Origin of the sequence: Labilibaculum antarcticum (assembly GCF_002356295.1) — a bacterium.
Classification (GTDB): Bacteria; Bacteroidota; Bacteroidia; order Bacteroidales; family Marinifilaceae; genus Labilibaculum; species Labilibaculum antarcticum.
The window spans coordinates 2,282,346-2,299,010 of the sequence record NZ_AP018042.1; the positions used below are offsets into that span (position 1 = coordinate 2,282,346).

The 16,665-nt window shown below is 35.8% G+C and carries 16 protein-coding genes; 7 read left to right on the forward strand and 9 right to left on the reverse strand.

The features are described from left to right. Positions 1 to 16 precede the first annotated feature (16 nt). The 3 genes from mnmH to rsgA form a co-directional block, all read right to left on the reverse strand. On the reverse strand, positions 17 to 1,048 hold the full coding sequence (gene mnmH, locus ALGA_RS08965) for a tRNA 2-selenouridine(34) synthase MnmH (RefSeq protein WP_096429000.1): 1,032 nt from the start codon (positions 1,046 to 1,048) through the stop codon (positions 17 to 19). Between the two features lie 71 nt (positions 1,049 to 1,119). Next, positions 1,120 to 1,887 carry a TIGR00266 family protein gene (locus tag ALGA_RS08970; protein WP_096429001.1) on the reverse strand — a complete coding sequence of 256 codons (768 nt, stop codon included), beginning with the start codon at positions 1,885 to 1,887 and terminating at the stop codon, positions 1,120 to 1,122. A 127-nt stretch (positions 1,888 to 2,014) separates the two neighbouring features. Beyond that, entirely contained in the window at positions 2,015 to 2,941 is a 927-nt protein-coding gene (rsgA, locus tag ALGA_RS08975) for a ribosome small subunit-dependent GTPase A (RefSeq protein ID WP_096429002.1), read from the reverse strand. Between the two features lie 153 nt (positions 2,942 to 3,094). On the opposite strand from rsgA, the gene ALGA_RS08980 reads away from it, so the two are divergent. After that, complete coding sequence (locus ALGA_RS08980; protein WP_096429003.1) at positions 3,095 to 3,862, forward strand: exodeoxyribonuclease III; 768 nt, start codon at positions 3,095 to 3,097, stop codon at positions 3,860 to 3,862. A gap of 56 nt (positions 3,863 to 3,918) precedes the next feature. Here the strand turns inward: ALGA_RS08980 and ALGA_RS08985 are convergent, their stop codons facing one another. From ALGA_RS08985 to ALGA_RS09010, 6 genes are all read right to left on the reverse strand, one after another. Continuing rightward, the gene (locus ALGA_RS08985; protein WP_173804004.1) at positions 3,919 to 5,505 is read right to left on the reverse strand and encodes an aspartate:alanine exchanger family transporter; all 1,587 of its coding nucleotides are present in this window, start codon (positions 5,503 to 5,505) and stop codon (positions 3,919 to 3,921) included. 115 nt (positions 5,506 to 5,620) lie between these two features. Further along, the gene (gene pepE / locus ALGA_RS08990) at positions 5,621 to 6,331 is read right to left on the reverse strand and encodes a dipeptidase PepE (RefSeq protein ID WP_096429004.1); all 711 of its coding nucleotides are present in this window, start codon (positions 6,329 to 6,331) and stop codon (positions 5,621 to 5,623) included. Between the two features lie 46 nt (positions 6,332 to 6,377). Further along, complete coding sequence (locus tag ALGA_RS08995; protein WP_096429005.1) at positions 6,378 to 8,384, reverse strand: tetratricopeptide repeat-containing sensor histidine kinase; 2,007 nt, start codon at positions 8,382 to 8,384, stop codon at positions 6,378 to 6,380. 122 nt (positions 8,385 to 8,506) lie between these two features. Next, positions 8,507 to 9,589, reverse strand: a complete 1,083-nt coding sequence (locus ALGA_RS09000; protein ID WP_096429006.1) for a porin family protein — start codon at positions 9,587 to 9,589, stop codon at positions 8,507 to 8,509. Positions 9,590 to 9,649: 60 nt separating this feature from the next. After that, the gene (locus ALGA_RS09005) at positions 9,650 to 10,702 is read right to left on the reverse strand and encodes a hypothetical protein (RefSeq protein ID WP_096429007.1); all 1,053 of its coding nucleotides are present in this window, start codon (positions 10,700 to 10,702) and stop codon (positions 9,650 to 9,652) included. Positions 10,703 to 10,713: 11 nt separating this feature from the next. Beyond that, positions 10,714 to 11,199 carry an RNA polymerase sigma factor gene (locus tag ALGA_RS09010; RefSeq protein WP_096429008.1) on the reverse strand — a complete coding sequence of 162 codons (486 nt, stop codon included), beginning with the start codon at positions 11,197 to 11,199 and terminating at the stop codon, positions 10,714 to 10,716. Between the two features lie 170 nt (positions 11,200 to 11,369). Here ALGA_RS09010 and ALGA_RS09015 point away from each other — a divergent pair, with 170 nt between their 5' ends. The 6 genes from ALGA_RS09015 to ALGA_RS09040 all read left to right on the forward strand — a co-directional run bounded on the left by ALGA_RS09015 (position 11,370) and on the right by ALGA_RS09040 (position 16,663). Then, a complete protein-coding gene (locus ALGA_RS09015) occupies positions 11,370 to 12,185 on the forward strand; it encodes a 5'-nucleotidase, lipoprotein e(P4) family (protein ID WP_162845417.1) in 816 nt (271 codons plus the stop codon). A gap of 108 nt (positions 12,186 to 12,293) precedes the next feature. Beyond that, positions 12,294 to 13,202 carry a DUF4271 domain-containing protein gene (locus tag ALGA_RS09020; RefSeq protein WP_096429010.1) on the forward strand — a complete coding sequence of 303 codons (909 nt, stop codon included), beginning with the start codon at positions 12,294 to 12,296 and terminating at the stop codon, positions 13,200 to 13,202. A gap of 36 nt (positions 13,203 to 13,238) precedes the next feature. Next, complete coding sequence (locus ALGA_RS09025; protein ID WP_096429011.1) at positions 13,239 to 13,991, forward strand: uroporphyrinogen-III synthase; 753 nt, start codon at positions 13,239 to 13,241, stop codon at positions 13,989 to 13,991. Between the two features lie 73 nt (positions 13,992 to 14,064). Next, positions 14,065 to 14,511, forward strand: coding sequence for a ribonuclease P protein component (rnpA, locus tag ALGA_RS09030; RefSeq protein WP_197705736.1), 447 nt, complete (start codon positions 14,065 to 14,067; stop codon positions 14,509 to 14,511). After that, positions 14,495 to 14,692 carry a membrane protein insertion efficiency factor YidD gene (yidD, locus tag ALGA_RS09035; RefSeq protein WP_231706093.1) on the forward strand — a complete coding sequence of 66 codons (198 nt, stop codon included), beginning with the start codon at positions 14,495 to 14,497 and terminating at the stop codon, positions 14,690 to 14,692. Before rnpA ends, yidD begins: the two co-directional genes overlap by 17 nt. Positions 14,693 to 14,977: 285 nt before the next feature. Next, complete coding sequence (locus tag ALGA_RS09040; RefSeq protein WP_096429013.1) at positions 14,978 to 16,663, forward strand: S41 family peptidase; 1,686 nt, start codon at positions 14,978 to 14,980, stop codon at positions 16,661 to 16,663. Positions 16,664 to 16,665 lie beyond the last annotated feature (2 nt).

Sequence of the window (16,665 nt, forward strand, 5' to 3'; positions counted from 1 at the left end):
TCTTATCCAAATAAAATTACTTCTTTAAGTTTGAGTAGAATTCAAGGATGGCTTTTGCATTTTCCTTAGGATCGTCCTTTTCAAGTGCTATCGAATAAATTGTTTGCCCTTTTCGCTTTTGCTGACCGTGAAGATACGCTTTGTCGTAGTAGGTTAATGTAATATCTGCCACAGTGTGAAAATCACCATTATCAAGACTTTCAATTGCATTCTTAACATTCAAACCACCCAATCGTTTCTCTATTTTTAAAACCAGTTCTTTTAAAACAGCGATATCAAAACAGGCATATTCTTTGACCAACCTCTTGATTCGCTCCTCTTTGGGAATATCCATACTAACCACATCAGCATTTCTCATTCGAAGAAACAAAACCTCATTAATCCGCACGGATCCAACCGAGTTGCTTTCATCTTCAATCCAAATGGGACGAGAATAATCAAATTCAGACCATTTTTGAGCTAATTCATTTTCAAAATTCTCACTTGTTGGCTGATTAGCTTGTCCCAAAGCGCCAAATACTGATCCTTTATGGTTGGCAACACCTTCCAAATCAAGAACCTGATGTCCCATTCCCATCATTTCATGCAAAACCTCCGTTTTACCACTGCCGGTCATTCCACCCAAAATGATTATTTCCGCTTTATCGGCAAATCGTTCCCGGTTGTATGTCCTGTAGGCCTTATATCCTCCTTTTAACAGATAAACGGTGAATCCTGCAGTCTCGAACAGCCAAGCCATACTTCCACTTCGCATTCCGCCTCTCCAGCAATGTATCAGTATTTCTTTCTCTGGAGCAATTTTTTTTGCTTTTCCTACAAATCGAGCCAATTTTGGCCCTACCAATTCTAAGCCCAATAAAACGGCTGAATCCTTGCCTGCCCTCTTGTATTTAGTTCCAACAACAACTCTTTCCTCATTCGAGAAAATTGGAAGATTACGAGCTCCGGGAATATGTCCGGCATCAAATTCTGCAGCAGTTCGAACATCAACCATGGGTAAAGTTTTACCCATTTCAAGAAATTCTTTAGGATCAAGTATTGTAGCCATTTCTTCGTTTTATATCAATAAAAATAGCACGTAGTAAGTTACGTGCTTGTATGTTTAAATTATTAGTCCAACTATCCTTCAAGAAAATCTCCAAGAATTGAGCTGGCACCTTTTCTTCGATTATCGCCTCTGGGAGCAATTGCCTTCACTAATTTACGAATTGGCATAGATTGTAACCAAACTTTCCCAGTACCTCTTAATGTTGCTAAGAATATCCCTTCCCCGCCAAAGATCATTGATTTTAGTCCTCCGGCCTTTTCAACTGAAAAATCGATTCCCTCTTCAAATGCAACAACACAACCAGTATCCACGCGAAGTGTTTGATTAACTAATACTTTTTCAATAACCGTTCCTCCAGCATGAACAAAGGCTTTACCATCTCCTTGAAGTTTCTGAAGAATGAATCCTTCGCCACCAAATAGTGCCGCTCCTAATTTTTTATTAAAGGCAATACTCACTTTCGTTCCCAAAGCAGCACATAAAAACCCATCTTTCTGAACAATTAATGAACCTCCTGATTTACTCAAATCGATAGGCATAATTGTTCCTGGATATGGTGCTGCAAATCCAACTCTGGACTTTCCTGATCCTTTATGGGTAAAATGAGTTAGAAACAAAGATTCACCAGTTATCATGCGAGATCCTGCCGACACAAGCTTACTGAACATGCCCTTCTCTGGTTCGGAACCATCACCCATTTTAGTTTCAAAAGTGATGCCTTCTTCCATGTAAGACATGGCTCCAGCCTCCGCAATAACTGTTTCGTTGGAATCCAATTCAATTTCAACTAATTGAATGTCGTCCCCGAATATCTTGTAGTCAATTTCGTGTGATTTCATTTTTTCAATGATGAGTTATTAATTAAGAATTATTTAGATGAATAGCTACACTACCAACATCCAAGCAAGTTACAAAAACAACTTAAGCTCCCTGCAATCATCATTTAAATTCTGAATCTGTAAGTTGCTATATTCTGTATTTGCTATTCTCATCCTCCATGATCATCCCCAAATAACTTTCATACCTGGTGATGCAAATTTCTCCTATTTCAACTGCGGCTTTTACAGCACATTTTGGTTCATGCACATGAGTACAATTATTGAATTGACAATTCGCTGAAGTCTTGAATATTTCAGGAAAAAAGTGTGACATCTCTTCCTTTTCCATATCAATAGTTCCAAAACCTCTAATCCCTGGAGTATCAATAATATAACCACCGAAATCCAATTCAAACATTTCAGAGAAAGTTGTAGTATGTTTTCCTTGAGAGTGAGCTTCAGAAATTTCGCCGGTTTTTAAGTCCAAACCAGGCTGTATCGCATTTATTAAAGTCGATTTCCCAACACCTGAATGTCCCGACAGTAAATTTATTTTACCTTTTAAGGCTTCTCTGATGATATCCAAATGAGTGCCCTGTTTGGCCGAAATTTCGAAACATTTGTAGCCTATTTTTTCGTAAGTGAATTTCAATTCACCCAAGCGCGTCAGATCATTTGGGCGGTATCTGTCAATTTTATTAAAAATAAGATTGACCGGTATTCGATATGCCTCTGCTGCAGCTAAAAAACGATCGATAAAAGTTGTAGTTGTTAAAGGATAATTAACCGTGACAATCAAAAATGCCTGATCGATATTCGCAGCAATTATCTGACTGTGTTTTGATAAGTTGGATGATTTTCGGATGATGTAATTCTTCCGATCATGTATCTTCACAATTACATTCGCCTCATTTTCCTCTTGAAAATCCACTTTATCCCCAACTGATATTGGATTGGTTGTGCGAATTCCATCCATTCTAAACCGCCCTTTTATACGGCAATTATGAATTACACCATCGTTGGATTTAACGGTATACCAACTTCCTGTCGACTTGATTATTAATCCTTCTTTCAATGTTCTTCTTTTTATTACAAAAGTAGTTGATTTCAGGCAATTTTAGGCAATGCAATTGCATTTTCTGATTTTTTAACAAATCTCTTATCTAAAATTACACTTTCCGCTTTTTTCTTTCTTTATCTTTATTCTCTTCAAATAAAAATATACGCTATGCGAAAAATTATAAGTTACAATGTAAATGGAATTCGAGCTGCCTTAGGAAAAGATTTTATTGGCTGGTTAAAGCAGGAAGATCCAGATATTCTTTTAATTCAGGAAACTAAGGCACAACCGGAGCAGATAGAAACCCACCTTTTTGAGGAATTAGGCTATCATTGTTACTGGTTTTCGGCAGAAAAAAAGGGATATAGTGGAGTTGGCATCCTGACTAAAGAAAAACCAGACAAGGTGGTTATTGGTGTTGACAATCCAAAATATGATGTTGAAGGAAGATCGATTAGAGCCGATTTTGGCGATGTTTCAGTTTTTAGCACATATCATCCATCGGGAACCGTAGGTGGCCCAAGACAAGATTACAAAATGGAATGGCTGGCCTATTTTCAGGAATACATTACTGAGTTAAAAAAAGAAAGACCTAATTTAATTATTGGTGGCGATTACAACATCTGCCACAAAGAAATCGATATCAGTAAGCCAGAAAAGAAAAAAGGGGTTTCTGGTTTTCTGCCTGAAGAAAGAGAATGGGTAAGTCAATTTATAGAGAGTGGATTTATAGACAGTTTTAGAGAGTTTGATCTGTCACCAGATAAATACAGTTGGTGGAGCTACAGAGCAGGTTCCCGAGGAAAGAATTTAGGTTGGAGGCTGGATTATCACATGGTGAGTGAACCGCTTAGAAACCAATTAAAAGGAGGATCTATTCTTGCTGATGTTATTCACTCAGACCACTGTCCTATTGTTGTTGAAGTGGATTTTTAATATCCTGAAAAAATATAAGCATCCCGAGAAGACTACCTTTTCGGGATTTTTATTTTTTACCACATACTTAAGAGCTGAACACAAACCATTAACAGCACCATTGCAATAGGATAAACGGTTGCATATGCAATTGATGGTGCTGCAGAATCAGTCATACCATCAACAGCAGCCAAACCGGGTGTACTCGTCATGCTTCCGGTAAGCGTTCCCAATAAATTCAGGACATTCATTTTCAGAACAAAATGCCCTATTAGTGTGGTAATGATCATAGGCAATAATGTGATTCCTATCCCCAGCGAAAATAATGTAAATCCAGACTCTTTGAATGTTTCTACTAAGTGTGAGCCTGCGCTTGTTCCTACAACTGCAAGAAACATCAGCAATCCTAACTGACGTAACAATTGATTGGATGATCCGGACATGGTCCATAAAATTGGACCGGTCTTGCCAATTCTACTCAAAACTAAAGCAACGATTAAAACACCACCAGTTAATCCCAAGCTAAATGTAAAATCATCCGTAAAGGATATTTTTAATTTTCCCACTAAAACACCAAGTACAATTCCTGCTGCAATGGGCAAGAAATCTGTATCTGACAACTTTTTACTATCGTTACCAAACAGGTGACGAATATTATTAATATTTCCCTTTCCACATGCCACAACTAACTTATCTCCAAATCGAATTTCTGATTTGTCGCTTGCGACAATATTAATTCCAGCTCTTCTAATTCTAGTAACCCGCGCATTGTAATTCGCTAAAACATTTAATTGACCTAGTGTTTTATTAACCACCTGTTTGTTGGTAACCAGAATGGACTCAATCACATAATCACTGCTAAGCGGGATTTCCACGCTTGTTTCTTCCCCAATTAGAATCCTGGCCTTTTCAATCGCCTGTTCACCACCTATTATTCTAACAATATCTCCCTTCTCAAGAATTGTTGTAGGCAAAGGAACGATGGTTTCCCCATTGTGCATTATTCTTGAAATATTGGCTTGAGTCATTGAACGAATCTTCAACTCTTTGATGCTTTTCCCAACAATATTTTCATTCTCAACAAGCAGATTCTTATTCACTATTTCGGGATGTTGTTGCAAAACCTCTTCTTCCAATTTCGCGGCTTCTTTTTGAATATCAACTCCAACTAACTTAGGATACAATCGTACAAATAAAATCACAGCAATTACACCAAAAGGATAAGCGATACCATAGCCTATGGAAGCTAATGGTGATTGAGTACTTTCAATTGCCGCAGCCAAACCTGGTGTGCTGGTTAATGACCCAGTAAGCAGACCTATCGCAATATTCATATCAATTTGAAAAAACACAACCACCAGAAGTGTAATAAGCGAAGCACTTCCCACCAAAATTAAGGCAAGTATAATCAACTCTCTCCCATTCTTTTTAAACGATTCAAAAAAACCAGGTCCAGCCTGAATTCCAATAGTAAAAATAAATATTGTTAAGCCTATTTTCTGGATATCAATTGGAATTGTGATCCCGTAATGCCCGAATACCAGAGCAACGAAAATGACTGCAGAAACATCAAGAGATATCCCTTTTATTTTAATATTTCCGACAATAAAACCAATTGCAACAATTAGGAATAGAACAAAATAACTAGATGATAATAAATCCATTAACAATGGTTTTGTGAAAAATGCGCTTTTATTTATAAGAGCACAAAGGTAAAAATTCAAATTTAAAAAAAGCGATTGAAAGTATTTCAACCGCTTTAAATATATTTTCTGAAATTTATTTCAACAAGAAATTAAAATCATCGTTTGGCCTCAATTCGTATGCTTCAACACCATTTTTGAATATTCGACAGTTGTGTTTTCCAATCAAATCAATTTCTCCATTTTCGACCAGGAACATGCTTCCCTCGCGTAAGCCAGCAACATACAAGTCTGGATTAACGACCATAAATTCATTGATCCGATCTTCTCTAGTCTCTCCTCCGTGACCATCGGGATTTTTATCCAAATAGTGAGGATTAATCTGAAATGGAATTAAATTTAGCGCATCAAATCCCAGAGGATCGATAATTGGCATATCATTAGTGGTTTTAATTGTTGGACATGCCAAATTTGAGCCTGCACTCCACCCTATAAATGGTGTGTTATCACCAATCACTTTCTTACGGATTACCTCAGTGAGGTTATTTTTATGAATCCAATGAAGCAGGTTCCAAGTACTTCCACCACCCACAATAATTGCTTCTGCTTCTTCAACAGCTTTAACCGGATCTTCAAAATGATGAATCGAAACAACATCATGTCCCACTTCATTCAACTTAGCCTTTACCTTGGCTTCGTAATCGGCGAAAGAAAAAGTTACTCCTGCATAAGGAATGAATAACGCTTTAACCGGCTTATCGCCTAAAAAATCTTTAATGTTATTTTTTGGATAGTCTAAGTATTCCTCTCCCGCCATTGTGGAGTTACTAATCAATAATAATCTCATTTATGTAGAATTTAGTTTAAGTAGATGTGAATTATCTGACCTAAATTTAGCTATTTACCACTGAAATTAAAGTCTCTTTGTTCACAAATTCGCTAAATTTCTTATCACTCATTGGCCTTCTAGGAATTATAAAAGAAAACGTACTTCCTTTATCTACTTCGCTTTCAACCATCATTTCTCCATGATTTTTCACTAAAAAATCTCTACACAAAGTGATGCCCAAGCCTGTACCTTTCTCATTAGCAGTGCCATCAGTTGTTTTACCTTCGTAAATATTCTCAATCTGTTCTGGCATCATTCCAATACCGTTATCGATTACAGAAATTTTAACAAAGTATTCTCCTATTTCCGATTTAACTTCAATAAGTCCTCCCTTATTGGTAAATTTAATGGCATTTGAGAGCAGATTACGAACAACAGTATTGATCATGTTCCAATCGATATACACTTCGACTGAAGGATTGACGGTCGCTATTAGACTAATGGATTTGATTTTGGCTAACTCTGCTGATAAATTTATATTTGAGCTGATTATCGAGCTTGCATCAACCATTTGCAAGTTAGCAGATATGGTAGATGTTTGATTTTTCGCCCAAAACAGTAAATTTTCAAGCAATTCAAATGAATTATCAGCAGAATGAAACAAAGATTGAAGAAACTCGGTCTTATCTTCTTCCGATAGATCCAATTCTTCATCGGTAAGCATCATTCGCAATCCATTACTGATGTTTCCAATTGCACCACGTAAATCATGAGCAATTAGGGAGAACATTTTATCCTTAGTTTCATTGGCGGTTCTAAGCTTATCTTCACTTACCTTAAGTCTTTTCATAGCTCCAATCAATTCTTCCTGGTGCTGACTTACCAGACGATTTCTTAGGTATAAAAGTTCATTGTCTTTCAGATTATTTCGGTATCGAAACGTGAGAAGAAATATCACAACCAGTAAAAGAAGCAATATGAGTAAACCAATTGTATATTGACGGTTTATTTCCAACTGCTGTGTTTGATTTTCCGCACGAAGTATCTGATTTTCCTGATTTTTAATATCTTCAATATGTCTTGAATCCAAATCATCAATTTTATTTGACAATTGTTCCGAGGAAATAGAATCCTGATATGCCTGAAGATTCTCATAAGCATTTACTGAACTTCTATAATCGCCAAGCTTTGTATAGTATAGAGAAAGATATTTGTAATAATCCCGAAGTAACCTTTTCGATTTTAACTGCTTAGCTATAAGGTATCCTTTGTCAAGATGATGCCTGGCTTTGGTAAGATCATTATGATGAAGATATAATTCGCACATATTCAGCTCAAAAACCCCAGTCTTATGATTTGGGCCATTCGTTTTGTAATAATCTACTGCCTCACGATAAGTTCGAATTGCCTTTAGAGTATCTCCCATTTCAGTATATAAACTTCCAATATCATTTAAAAGTTCCCCAACCACAGCTCTGTGCGAAATCTCTTTGCCAAGATCCAATCCTTTTTGTAAATACTCAATAGCTTTATCATAATTTCTGATCGCCTGATAGTAAACCCCAAAGGAATTGAAACATCTGGCAAGGCCTACTTTATCATTTAATTTCTCATAAATTTTATTGGCTTCCTGAGTGTAGTCGTATGTTTTGCCAATTTTTCCGGATTGGTAGTAAACGGTAGCCAATTTTTGGCTTATATCAGCAAGCTCTTTTTCGTAGTCATGATTTTTTGCAAAGCGATATGCTTTCAATAAATAATCCAAGGAGTTATCATACTGATTATCAACATAGTAAGCCGTCCCCAAATAATACATTGCTTTAACAACCTCCTTATCGTATTCGAGACTTTGAGCTGTTGCCAAAGCCCGACCTCCCATCTCAATCGATTTTGCAGGTTCGGTATCCCAGTAAGCCCGACTCAACTCCAGTAAAGTCTCCAATTTTTCCTGACCAGACACTTTTGTATAGCGATTATTTAAGCTATCCAGATTTGTCTGAAAGTCAGCAAAAGCAGGCAGGCTGATCAATATTGGAAAAAAATAAATTAATAGCTGGAACTTTATTTTCATGCCATAAATATAATACTTTATACTACATAATTCAATCTTCGTCAAAATATCTAATGCATGGACAATAAAAATACCGGACTCTTTTAAAATCCGGCATAATAATATTTATCGATTAGTAAGGTTCAAAAACTCACTAGAGTAATTCCAACTGTAAAAGGAACTAATTCCGGACCGTCATTTTTCTCGAAAAAATCAGTTAAACCATAGGTCGCAAAAAAGTTTAAAGAACGATAACCTATACGTGCATGTGCTGCGTAACGAAGAGTTTTCAAGTTGAAATCATCGTGATCTTTATCTTTGTGTGTATTCCCATTCAACCTATACTTCACTTTTGTATGAGAACCAACACGTAATCCACCCACTACTCCGGCAGACATGTGCACCCTTCTTGATTTATATTTCACTGGAATTTGAAATTCCAACAGCAAGGGAACGGTAAGGTACAAACTTGTTAATTTGCTTTTTTTAATGCTCCAGTGGGGATCGAAGGAAATTGGTTGAACCATTCCGGAGCCATCATTCCCTAATGTTATATTTTGATCGAAACGATAATTATTCCATTCCAATCCCATACCAGTTACCAAACCAATTGTATTTCTTTCCTTTTGCAAACTAATATCGTACTGTAGAAAATTTACGTTAACGGCAAGTGACTTGGCCATATCCAAATCCATAAAGCCCTCTTGGTTCGGATCCGCATATCCACTATAATCCTCATCGGCAAAACCATTTACACCCATTTCGAAACCAGCCCAATGCCCACGAAAGTCCCCCTCCTCTTCCATAAAAAATTTATCCTGATTTGCATCCCAAGGATGTACTTTCTGAATTCGAATTCGGGTGCCATGCCAACCATCAATTATATTGATTTGCTTGCCTCCCAATCGGATTTTCGTAGTGTCTCTGTCCTCTTCAAAACCTACTTTACCAATCTTACCTATTTTAGCTTTTATGCCTTTATCGTCCTCAACAACCTTCACTAAGTCTTTTTTCATAAACTTTACCTTTGTGGTATCAGCTTGGGTTTCCCATGATTTAGTGTTGAATTTATCTTTAGTTTCTGATTTCTTTTTTTTGTTCGACCAAGAATCTTCAATCAAAACTTTCTTTTTAAGGCTATCTGTTTTTAGGGTATCAACAGCTTCCTGAGCGTTAACTCCGAATACAAGCACAATGGACATGCATAGTAAAAATATCTTTTTCATAACTGTATATTTATCTTATTTCTAAGGGTAAGACGAAGTGATTGAGGAATAGTTACAGGCTTATTTAATTGTTTTTGAAAAACCAATACCTGCGGTATTAAAATCTAAACGTGTTTTCTCTGTTTTCGAATCGTATTTCTGCTCAAATTGAACATCTTTCCCTGCAATTTCACTCAGTTTATCCACGCCATATTTGGCAATGGCAAATAAAACTGATGTTTGAGCTTTCTTTTCAGGGATACTTGATTTCCAAGACATTCCTAACTGTGCCAATCCATTATTTTGTAGGTTAACCTCTGTCTTCTTATCTTTTGGAATGTCTATTTCCATTGCCGGATTAGCAGAATTAGCGATGGCAACGAATTCAGTACTTAATGAAATGTCTAAAGGCGTAATTCGCTCTACAACTTCATCTAGATCTTGGATTTTAGCTTCATTCACCGGTGTATCAATTATTTCTTTTTGCCCATCCTTCAATGAAGTTTTCGCCTCTGTTTGAACAACTTTCTGTTCGGGTTTTATAAGCACTCCAACAGGAAGGCTGCCTTCAGGTATCTCTTTACGTTCCGTAATTACTGTTTCAACTTTAGCCGTTATCTTCTCTTCATTGGAATAATCACCTTTGAATTGATACAAGATACTCCAAAGAGAAAAAACCAAAATAATTAACGCCGCCACTCCCACTCTGGAAAAATACCACCAAAAAGCAACTTTACGAGAACTTCTTTTCAACTTGTTTTTATCCCTAAAAACAAGATTAGTATCTGCAAGTAATATGGTTTTATTATAGACTTCACTCTCTTTTTTGAAGGATTCGTTTTTATCCAGAAATGCATCAAAAGCACTTTCATCACCCACGAGTAAATCACCTTCCAAACGAGCAATGCAGAAATCATCAAAACTTTCACGAAAAGGGATTTCTTTTAGAGATTCGGAATCCGCTAAAATAGTATCTTTCGAAAGAACAGGACATTCCATCTCCTCCAGCTCTGCTTTAAGATCTGGATTTTTGGTCAGAAAATCTTCCAGAACGATGCCTTGAAGGGAACTTAATGTCCCTTCCAAGTAATCAAGGAAGAATTCCTCGTAGTTATGTCGGGTTATTTCCTTCATTTCCTAATCCTTTATATTATTGATTCAATACTACCAATGTAATTTTTCAAATGCTTACGAGCCCGATAAATGTAAACTTTCACCTGCGACTCAGTTAAATCAGTAATTTTTGCAATTTCCGTATAAGAGTACCCTTCATAATCACGCAATAAAATGACCGATCGTTGTACATCAGATAATCTTTTCAATGCCTCATCAAGAATTTCACTTAAATCTGAATAATGCTCCGAATGTGAATAATCCATAACATCCACATTCTCAAAATCTTCTTTTCGTTTCTCTCGTCTGATCAAATCTATCATAGTATGATAAGCCGTTGTGTACAGATAAGATTTTACTTTCATAAAATTTACGTTATCAACATTTCGCCACAATTTCTCGAAACTATCCTGCACAATATCCCTCGCTTTATCCTCATCTCTAATGTTTTTGAGGATAAAACGAAACATCCCATCAGCATGCTGATCTACGCTTATGTTGTATTCGTTCAGGTTCATATATAGTAGCAATCAAATTTAAGACGCTTAGCCCTAAATAAAAGTTACAGCCATTTTTTTATTATCTTCGATTTTGAAACCATTTAAAGTCCATCTACAAGTAATATTTTTCTCCGGAGAGCTCAAAACCCTATTCTTAATAAATGACTAAAATTAAAATATCAATTGACATGAGAAAAATATTTTTTGCTTTGTCCGCATTTTCTATCCTGATTTCGTCCTGTTCTCAAAATTTGGATTCAAAAAAACAGAAAAACAATCCGAATGAACATTTGGTGATGGCAACGCTATGGTTTCAAAGAGCTTCGGAGTGCCGAGCATTGTATTATCAGGCATTTAATATGGCTAAACTTTCATTGGATAAACAATTATCTGCCGATAGTGATAAATCCAAACCAAAAGCTGTTGTTGTTGATATTGACGAAACCGTTTTAGACAACAGTCCTTTTGAAACCAACTCGATTCGTACTGGCAAAAGCCTTACCAGTAAGGCCTGGAAAGAATGGACCGATATGGCAAAAGCCTCCCCAACACCTGGATCTCTGGAGTTTTTGAAATATGCCGAATCCAAAGGTGTTGAAACCTTTTATATATCCAATCGCGACACATCTGCTTTGCTTAAAACAATCGAGAACCTTAAAAATTTGGGCTTCCCCTTTGCTGATAAGAATCATGTATTGTTAAAATCGGAAACAGGAATAAAAACAATTCGCAGAAATAAAGTTCTTGAAACTCATGATATTTTGATTCTTGCGGGAGATAACTTAGGTGATTTTGATGAATTTTTGCAAGATCGGTCTACTGATTTTGGATTTTCAAAAGTAGATCAGATGAAGGCACAATTCGGTGAGCGCTTTATTGTACTTCCCAATCCGATGTACGGTTCATGGGAAAAAGAAGTGATGAAAAGTGATGAAAAATTAAATCCCTCTGAAAAAGAAAATCTACGTAAGAAACAATTAATTGGATATGAAGAATTGAAATAAGATGAAATCCCGATAAAATTTCGGGATTTCTTTTTGGCAGGAGATATATCTCCACGAAAAATAAAATTATCTTTGTAAAAAATTCAACCGAACAAGTTCCTGATATACATGGCGCAATTTAATTCACACGATGCACTTGTGAACAAGACTCCTTTACATGATTCATTGATAATATCAGGCAATGAATTTAAGGATTCCAGCACTTTGCAAATCACTAAGCAAATCACAGTAAATAAAGATACTAGAGCCTTTATCAGTCCACTAATTCCCACTTGGTCTGATTGCATCTTGTTTCCTGATTCTATACCCGCACCTATAAAAAACAGCACAGTTCAAGTTATCCGAGGTGAAAAAGGAATAAAAATCGCCTCATATAATAGCGATTGGATGGCTGGCGTGCTATTATTTGCATTAATTTTATTGGCGGTGCTAAGATTCTCATTTAGCAAGTTTCTTTTTCGTGTATTCGATTCAATGATCAACTATCAAACCTCTTCCAATCTTTTCTTAGAAAAAAACATGAGAAATTTACGAGGTTCAATATTCCTCAACCTCTTGTTTTATGTGAATTTAGCCTTGTTTATTGTTCAGTATTTTGTTTATATTCTCTCATTAAACAAAACTCACAACAATATTGTGTTTTTCCTATACTGCTTTGCCGGTTTAGTGACCTTGTATAGCAGTAAATTAATCTTTATTAGGTTTATTGGGTACGTTTTTAACGGAATTAAGGAGAGTAAAGAGTATTTACACACTGTTTCTATCTACAATAAAAACCTGGGCGTAATTCTGTTACCTATTACGCTTAGTGTACCATATATGGCGCAACACGCTACACCTTTGTTACTAAATGGCGGCTTAATTCTAACTCTTATTTTTTATGTTTTTCGACTAATTAGAGGAGTTAAAATATTATTTCGCCAACATGTTTCAATATTTTATATGATTTTGTACCTTTGTGCTCTGGAAATTTTGCCCTTGCTAATGATTTACAAACTGTTGTATTTATTAGTATAGGTCGGTTAACAAATTGTTGAACTAAACTCTACTATTTTGAAAATCAAGACGATCCTGGTTTCACAACCAAAACCACAAACTGAAAAGTCCCCGTATTTTGATTTGGCCGAAAAATATAATTTAAAAATTGATTTTCGTCCATTTATTCAAGTTGAAGGAATTTCAGCCAAGGAGTTTAGACAAGAAAGAATTAATGTACTGGATCACACTGCTGTAATATTTACAAATCGTACGGCAATTGATCATTTCTTTAGAATTTGTCAAGAACTAAGAATAACCGTACCTGATGACATGAAGTACTTTTGTGTCTCTGAATCAACTGCTTTCTATCTTCAGAAATACATTGTTTATCGTAAAAGAAAAATCTTCTTTGGCGAGAAACGATTTGAAGATTTAATAGAAATAATATTGAAGCACAAAGGAGAAACGTATTTGGTTCCTCTTTCAGACATTCACAAACAATCCATTCCTGAATTGCTTACTAAGAATAAAATCAAATATTCAAAAGCAATTTTATATCGTACCGTTAGTAGCGACTTGTCTGATTTGGCTCATGTTAATTATGATGTTTTAGCTTTTTTCAGCCCTTCTGGAATTGCATCTTTGCTTCAGAATTTTCCTGAATTTAAACAAAACAATACTCTAATTGCAGCATTTGGACCTTCAACATCAGAGGCTGTTACATTAAATAACTTACGACTTGATATTCTAGCTCCAATGCCTCAAGCTCCGTCTATGACAATGGCTCTTGATCAGTTCATTAAGAAATATAACAAGGAGAATAAATAAATTATATCTTTGAAAATATAATAGAACAAGGAAAGGGGAAATTATTCCCCTTTTTTTGTCGATTTTTGTAATTATGGAAGAATTGAATCGCTTCACATTTAAAAAGGCGGAAAGACTGACTCACAAAATCCTTATCGGAAAGCTTTTTTCAGAAGGTAAAGGATTTATTTGTTACCCGTTTCGAATTGTCTGGAAAGAAGCGAATCTCAATTCCGAATATCCTGCACAAGTTGCCATAACAGTATCAAAACGAAGTTTTAAAAAAGCAGTTACCCGGAATTTGTTAAAAAGACGAATTCGTGAGATTTACCGACTCAACAAAACAGAATTCTATAGTGAATTAGAGATCATAAATGTAAGACTTGCTTTTATGATCGTATATTTGCCAAAAACGATACTCAAAACTTCCGAAATGGAAGACAAGTTGATTAAAGCCCTTAAAAGATTACCGAAAGAATATGAAAAGCATTCTCAACTTTCTGAAAAAGACGATTCTGTTCATCATGATACTTCCAATTAGGTTTTATCAATATGTAATTTCACCTTTAACGCCTTCTGCCTGCAGGTACACTCCCACCTGCTCCTCATATGCCATTCAGGCTCTAAAAAAACACGGTCCTTTTAAAGGAAGCTACCTTGCGATTAAAAGAATCTTTTCATGCAATCCCTGGGGTGGACATGGTCACGATCCTGTTCCATAGATACGCTTTCATAAAAAAATCAATTCCCCTCTTGTATTTAGAACTATTCTTAATAAATTGCCGTATAATCATATTCGTACATTTATTATTTCCTCTTCTCATTGAATTCGAGTGCTGTAGGGTTAACAAATGTTAAAGTCAATTGTTTTAAAAAGGGAATAATTATATTTGTTTCAACCTACATATTATTTTTCTTCTTTGAATTTGTAAATTCGTGGGGTTGGGGATAGCAAAAGCTAGGCTGCGGGGAGAATTAATTTAACATATCATTTTAAACAAAAACATATGAAGCTTCGAAAAAAATCGGGAGCCATCTGGTTACTTGCTGTTTTACTTTTTTGTAGTGCAGCTTTCTGGGGGTTTAGCAGGGATGAAAGAAATTTTGAAATCAGCAAAAACTTAAATATTTACTATACTTTATTTAGAGAGCTGAATCTATTTTATGTAGACGAAATTGATCCTGGTGACTTGGTGAAAAAGAGCATGGATGCCATGTTGACTACACTTGATCCTTACACAACTTACATTTCCGAAGCTGAAATTGAAGACTTCAAGTTAATGACAACAGGTGAATATGCCGGTATTGGTTCATTAATCAGCAAACACAAAGACGAAGTTATTATTGCTGAACCTTACGAGGGATTTCCTGCATTTAAAGCTGGTTTAAAAGCTGGAGATGTATTACTTGAAATTAATGGTATATCGGTATTGAAAAAGACTACTGATGATGTAAGTAGTCTGCTAAAAGGACAACCTAATGTTCCTCTTACAATTAAAATAAAACGACCGGGTACTGACAAAACCATGGAGAAAAAACTGGTGCGCGAAAACATTCAGTTAAAAGCAGTTCCTTACTATGGAATGGTTTCTGATTCTATTGGCTACATTCTTTTAAACCAGTTTACAGATAAAGCTGCCGGAGAAATTAAAGTGGCTTTAAAAGATCTAAAAGAACAAAATGCAAAGTCGATTGTATTGGATTTAAGAAGTAATCCGGGTGGATTATTAGATCAGGCAATTGAAATTGTTAACCTTTTTGTAGAGAAAGGTGAAGCTATTGTAAATACTAAAGGGAAAGTTTCACAATGGGACAAGTCTTACAAAGCAACTAAAACACCTTTTGATGCCCAAATTCCAATTGCTGTTTTGGTAAACAGAGGGTCGGCATCGGCATCGGAAATTGTTTCGGGCGCAATTCAGGATCTCGACAGAGGCGTTGTAATTGGACAAAGAACCTTTGGTAAAGGCTTAGTTCAAACAACCAGAAATCTTACCTATAACGCAAAATTAAAGGTAACTACGGCGAAGTATTACATTCCTAGCGGAAGATGTATTCAAGCTCTTGATTACAGCAACAGAAATGAAGATGGCAGCGTTGGAAAAATTGCAGATTCTCTAATCACCGAGTTTCATACAAAAAATGGTCGTTCGGTTTTTGATGGCGGAGGAGTTCTTCCCGATCTAAAAATTGAGTCGGAAAGATACAGTAGCTTAACGATCAACTTGATTCGTAATTTTATGGTCTTCGATTACGCTACTCTGTATGCAAATACAAATGATAACATATCTGGTTCAAAGGAATTCAAAATCTCAGATCAAGAGTTTGATAAGTTTACTAAATTCATTAAGGAACAGAAATTTAAGTACGAATCGGAAAGTACCGAAATTCTTGATGCGTTAAAAAAAGCAGCAAAAGAAGAAAAATACTTTGACATATCAGAGGATGAATTTGAGGCACTTGCATTAAAGCTTACACCTGATTTGGATCGCGATTTAACTCGTTTTAAAGACGAGATTAGTGATTTATTAGCTCACGAAATTATTAAACGGTATTACTACCAAAAAGGGGGTATCGAATACAGTTTACAAGAAGATCCAACTCTTTTAAAAGCCATTGAAGTTCTTGAAAATAAAACGGAATACTTAGGTATTTTAGATGGTAGTATCGGCTTGCATGCTTTAAATAAGTAAAA

Bases quoted from the DNA above. Each gene is read 5' to 3' on its own strand.
- ALGA_RS09020 (WP_096429010.1), top strand. From the start codon at position 12,294: ATGGCGCAATTTAATTCACACGATGCACTTGTGAACAAGACTCCTTTA.
- ALGA_RS09010 (WP_096429008.1), bottom strand. From the start codon at position 11,199: ATGAACCTGAACGAATACAACATAAGCGTAGATCAGCATGCTGATGGG.
- ALGA_RS08980 (WP_096429003.1), top strand. From the start codon at position 3,095: ATGCGAAAAATTATAAGTTACAATGTAAATGGAATTCGAGCTGCCTTA.
- ALGA_RS09005 (WP_096429007.1), bottom strand. From the start codon at position 10,702: ATGAAGGAAATAACCCGACATAACTACGAGGAATTCTTCCTTGATTAC.
- mnmH (WP_096429000.1), bottom strand. From the start codon at position 1,048: ATGGCTACAATACTTGATCCTAAAGAATTTCTTGAAATGGGTAAAACT.
- ALGA_RS08995 (WP_096429005.1), bottom strand. From the start codon at position 8,384: ATGAAAATAAAGTTCCAGCTATTAATTTATTTTTTTCCAATATTGATC.
- ALGA_RS09000 (WP_096429006.1), bottom strand. From the start codon at position 9,589: ATGAAAAAGATATTTTTACTATGCATGTCCATTGTGCTTGTATTCGGA.
- ALGA_RS09040 (WP_096429013.1), top strand. From the start codon at position 14,978: ATGAAGCTTCGAAAAAAATCGGGAGCCATCTGGTTACTTGCTGTTTTA.
- ALGA_RS08970 (WP_096429001.1), bottom strand. From the start codon at position 1,887: ATGAAATCACACGAAATTGACTACAAGATATTCGGGGACGACATTCAA.
- pepE (WP_096429004.1), bottom strand. From the start codon at position 6,331: ATGAGATTATTATTGATTAGTAACTCCACAATGGCGGGAGAGGAATAC.
- yidD (WP_231706093.1), top strand. From the start codon at position 14,495: ATGATACTTCCAATTAGGTTTTATCAATATGTAATTTCACCTTTAACG.
- ALGA_RS09015 (WP_162845417.1), top strand. From the start codon at position 11,370: ATGAGAAAAATATTTTTTGCTTTGTCCGCATTTTCTATCCTGATTTCG.
- rnpA (WP_197705736.1), top strand. From the start codon at position 14,065: ATGGAAGAATTGAATCGCTTCACATTTAAAAAGGCGGAAAGACTGACT.
- ALGA_RS08985 (WP_173804004.1), bottom strand. From the start codon at position 5,505: ATGGATTTATTATCATCTAGTTATTTTGTTCTATTCCTAATTGTTGCA.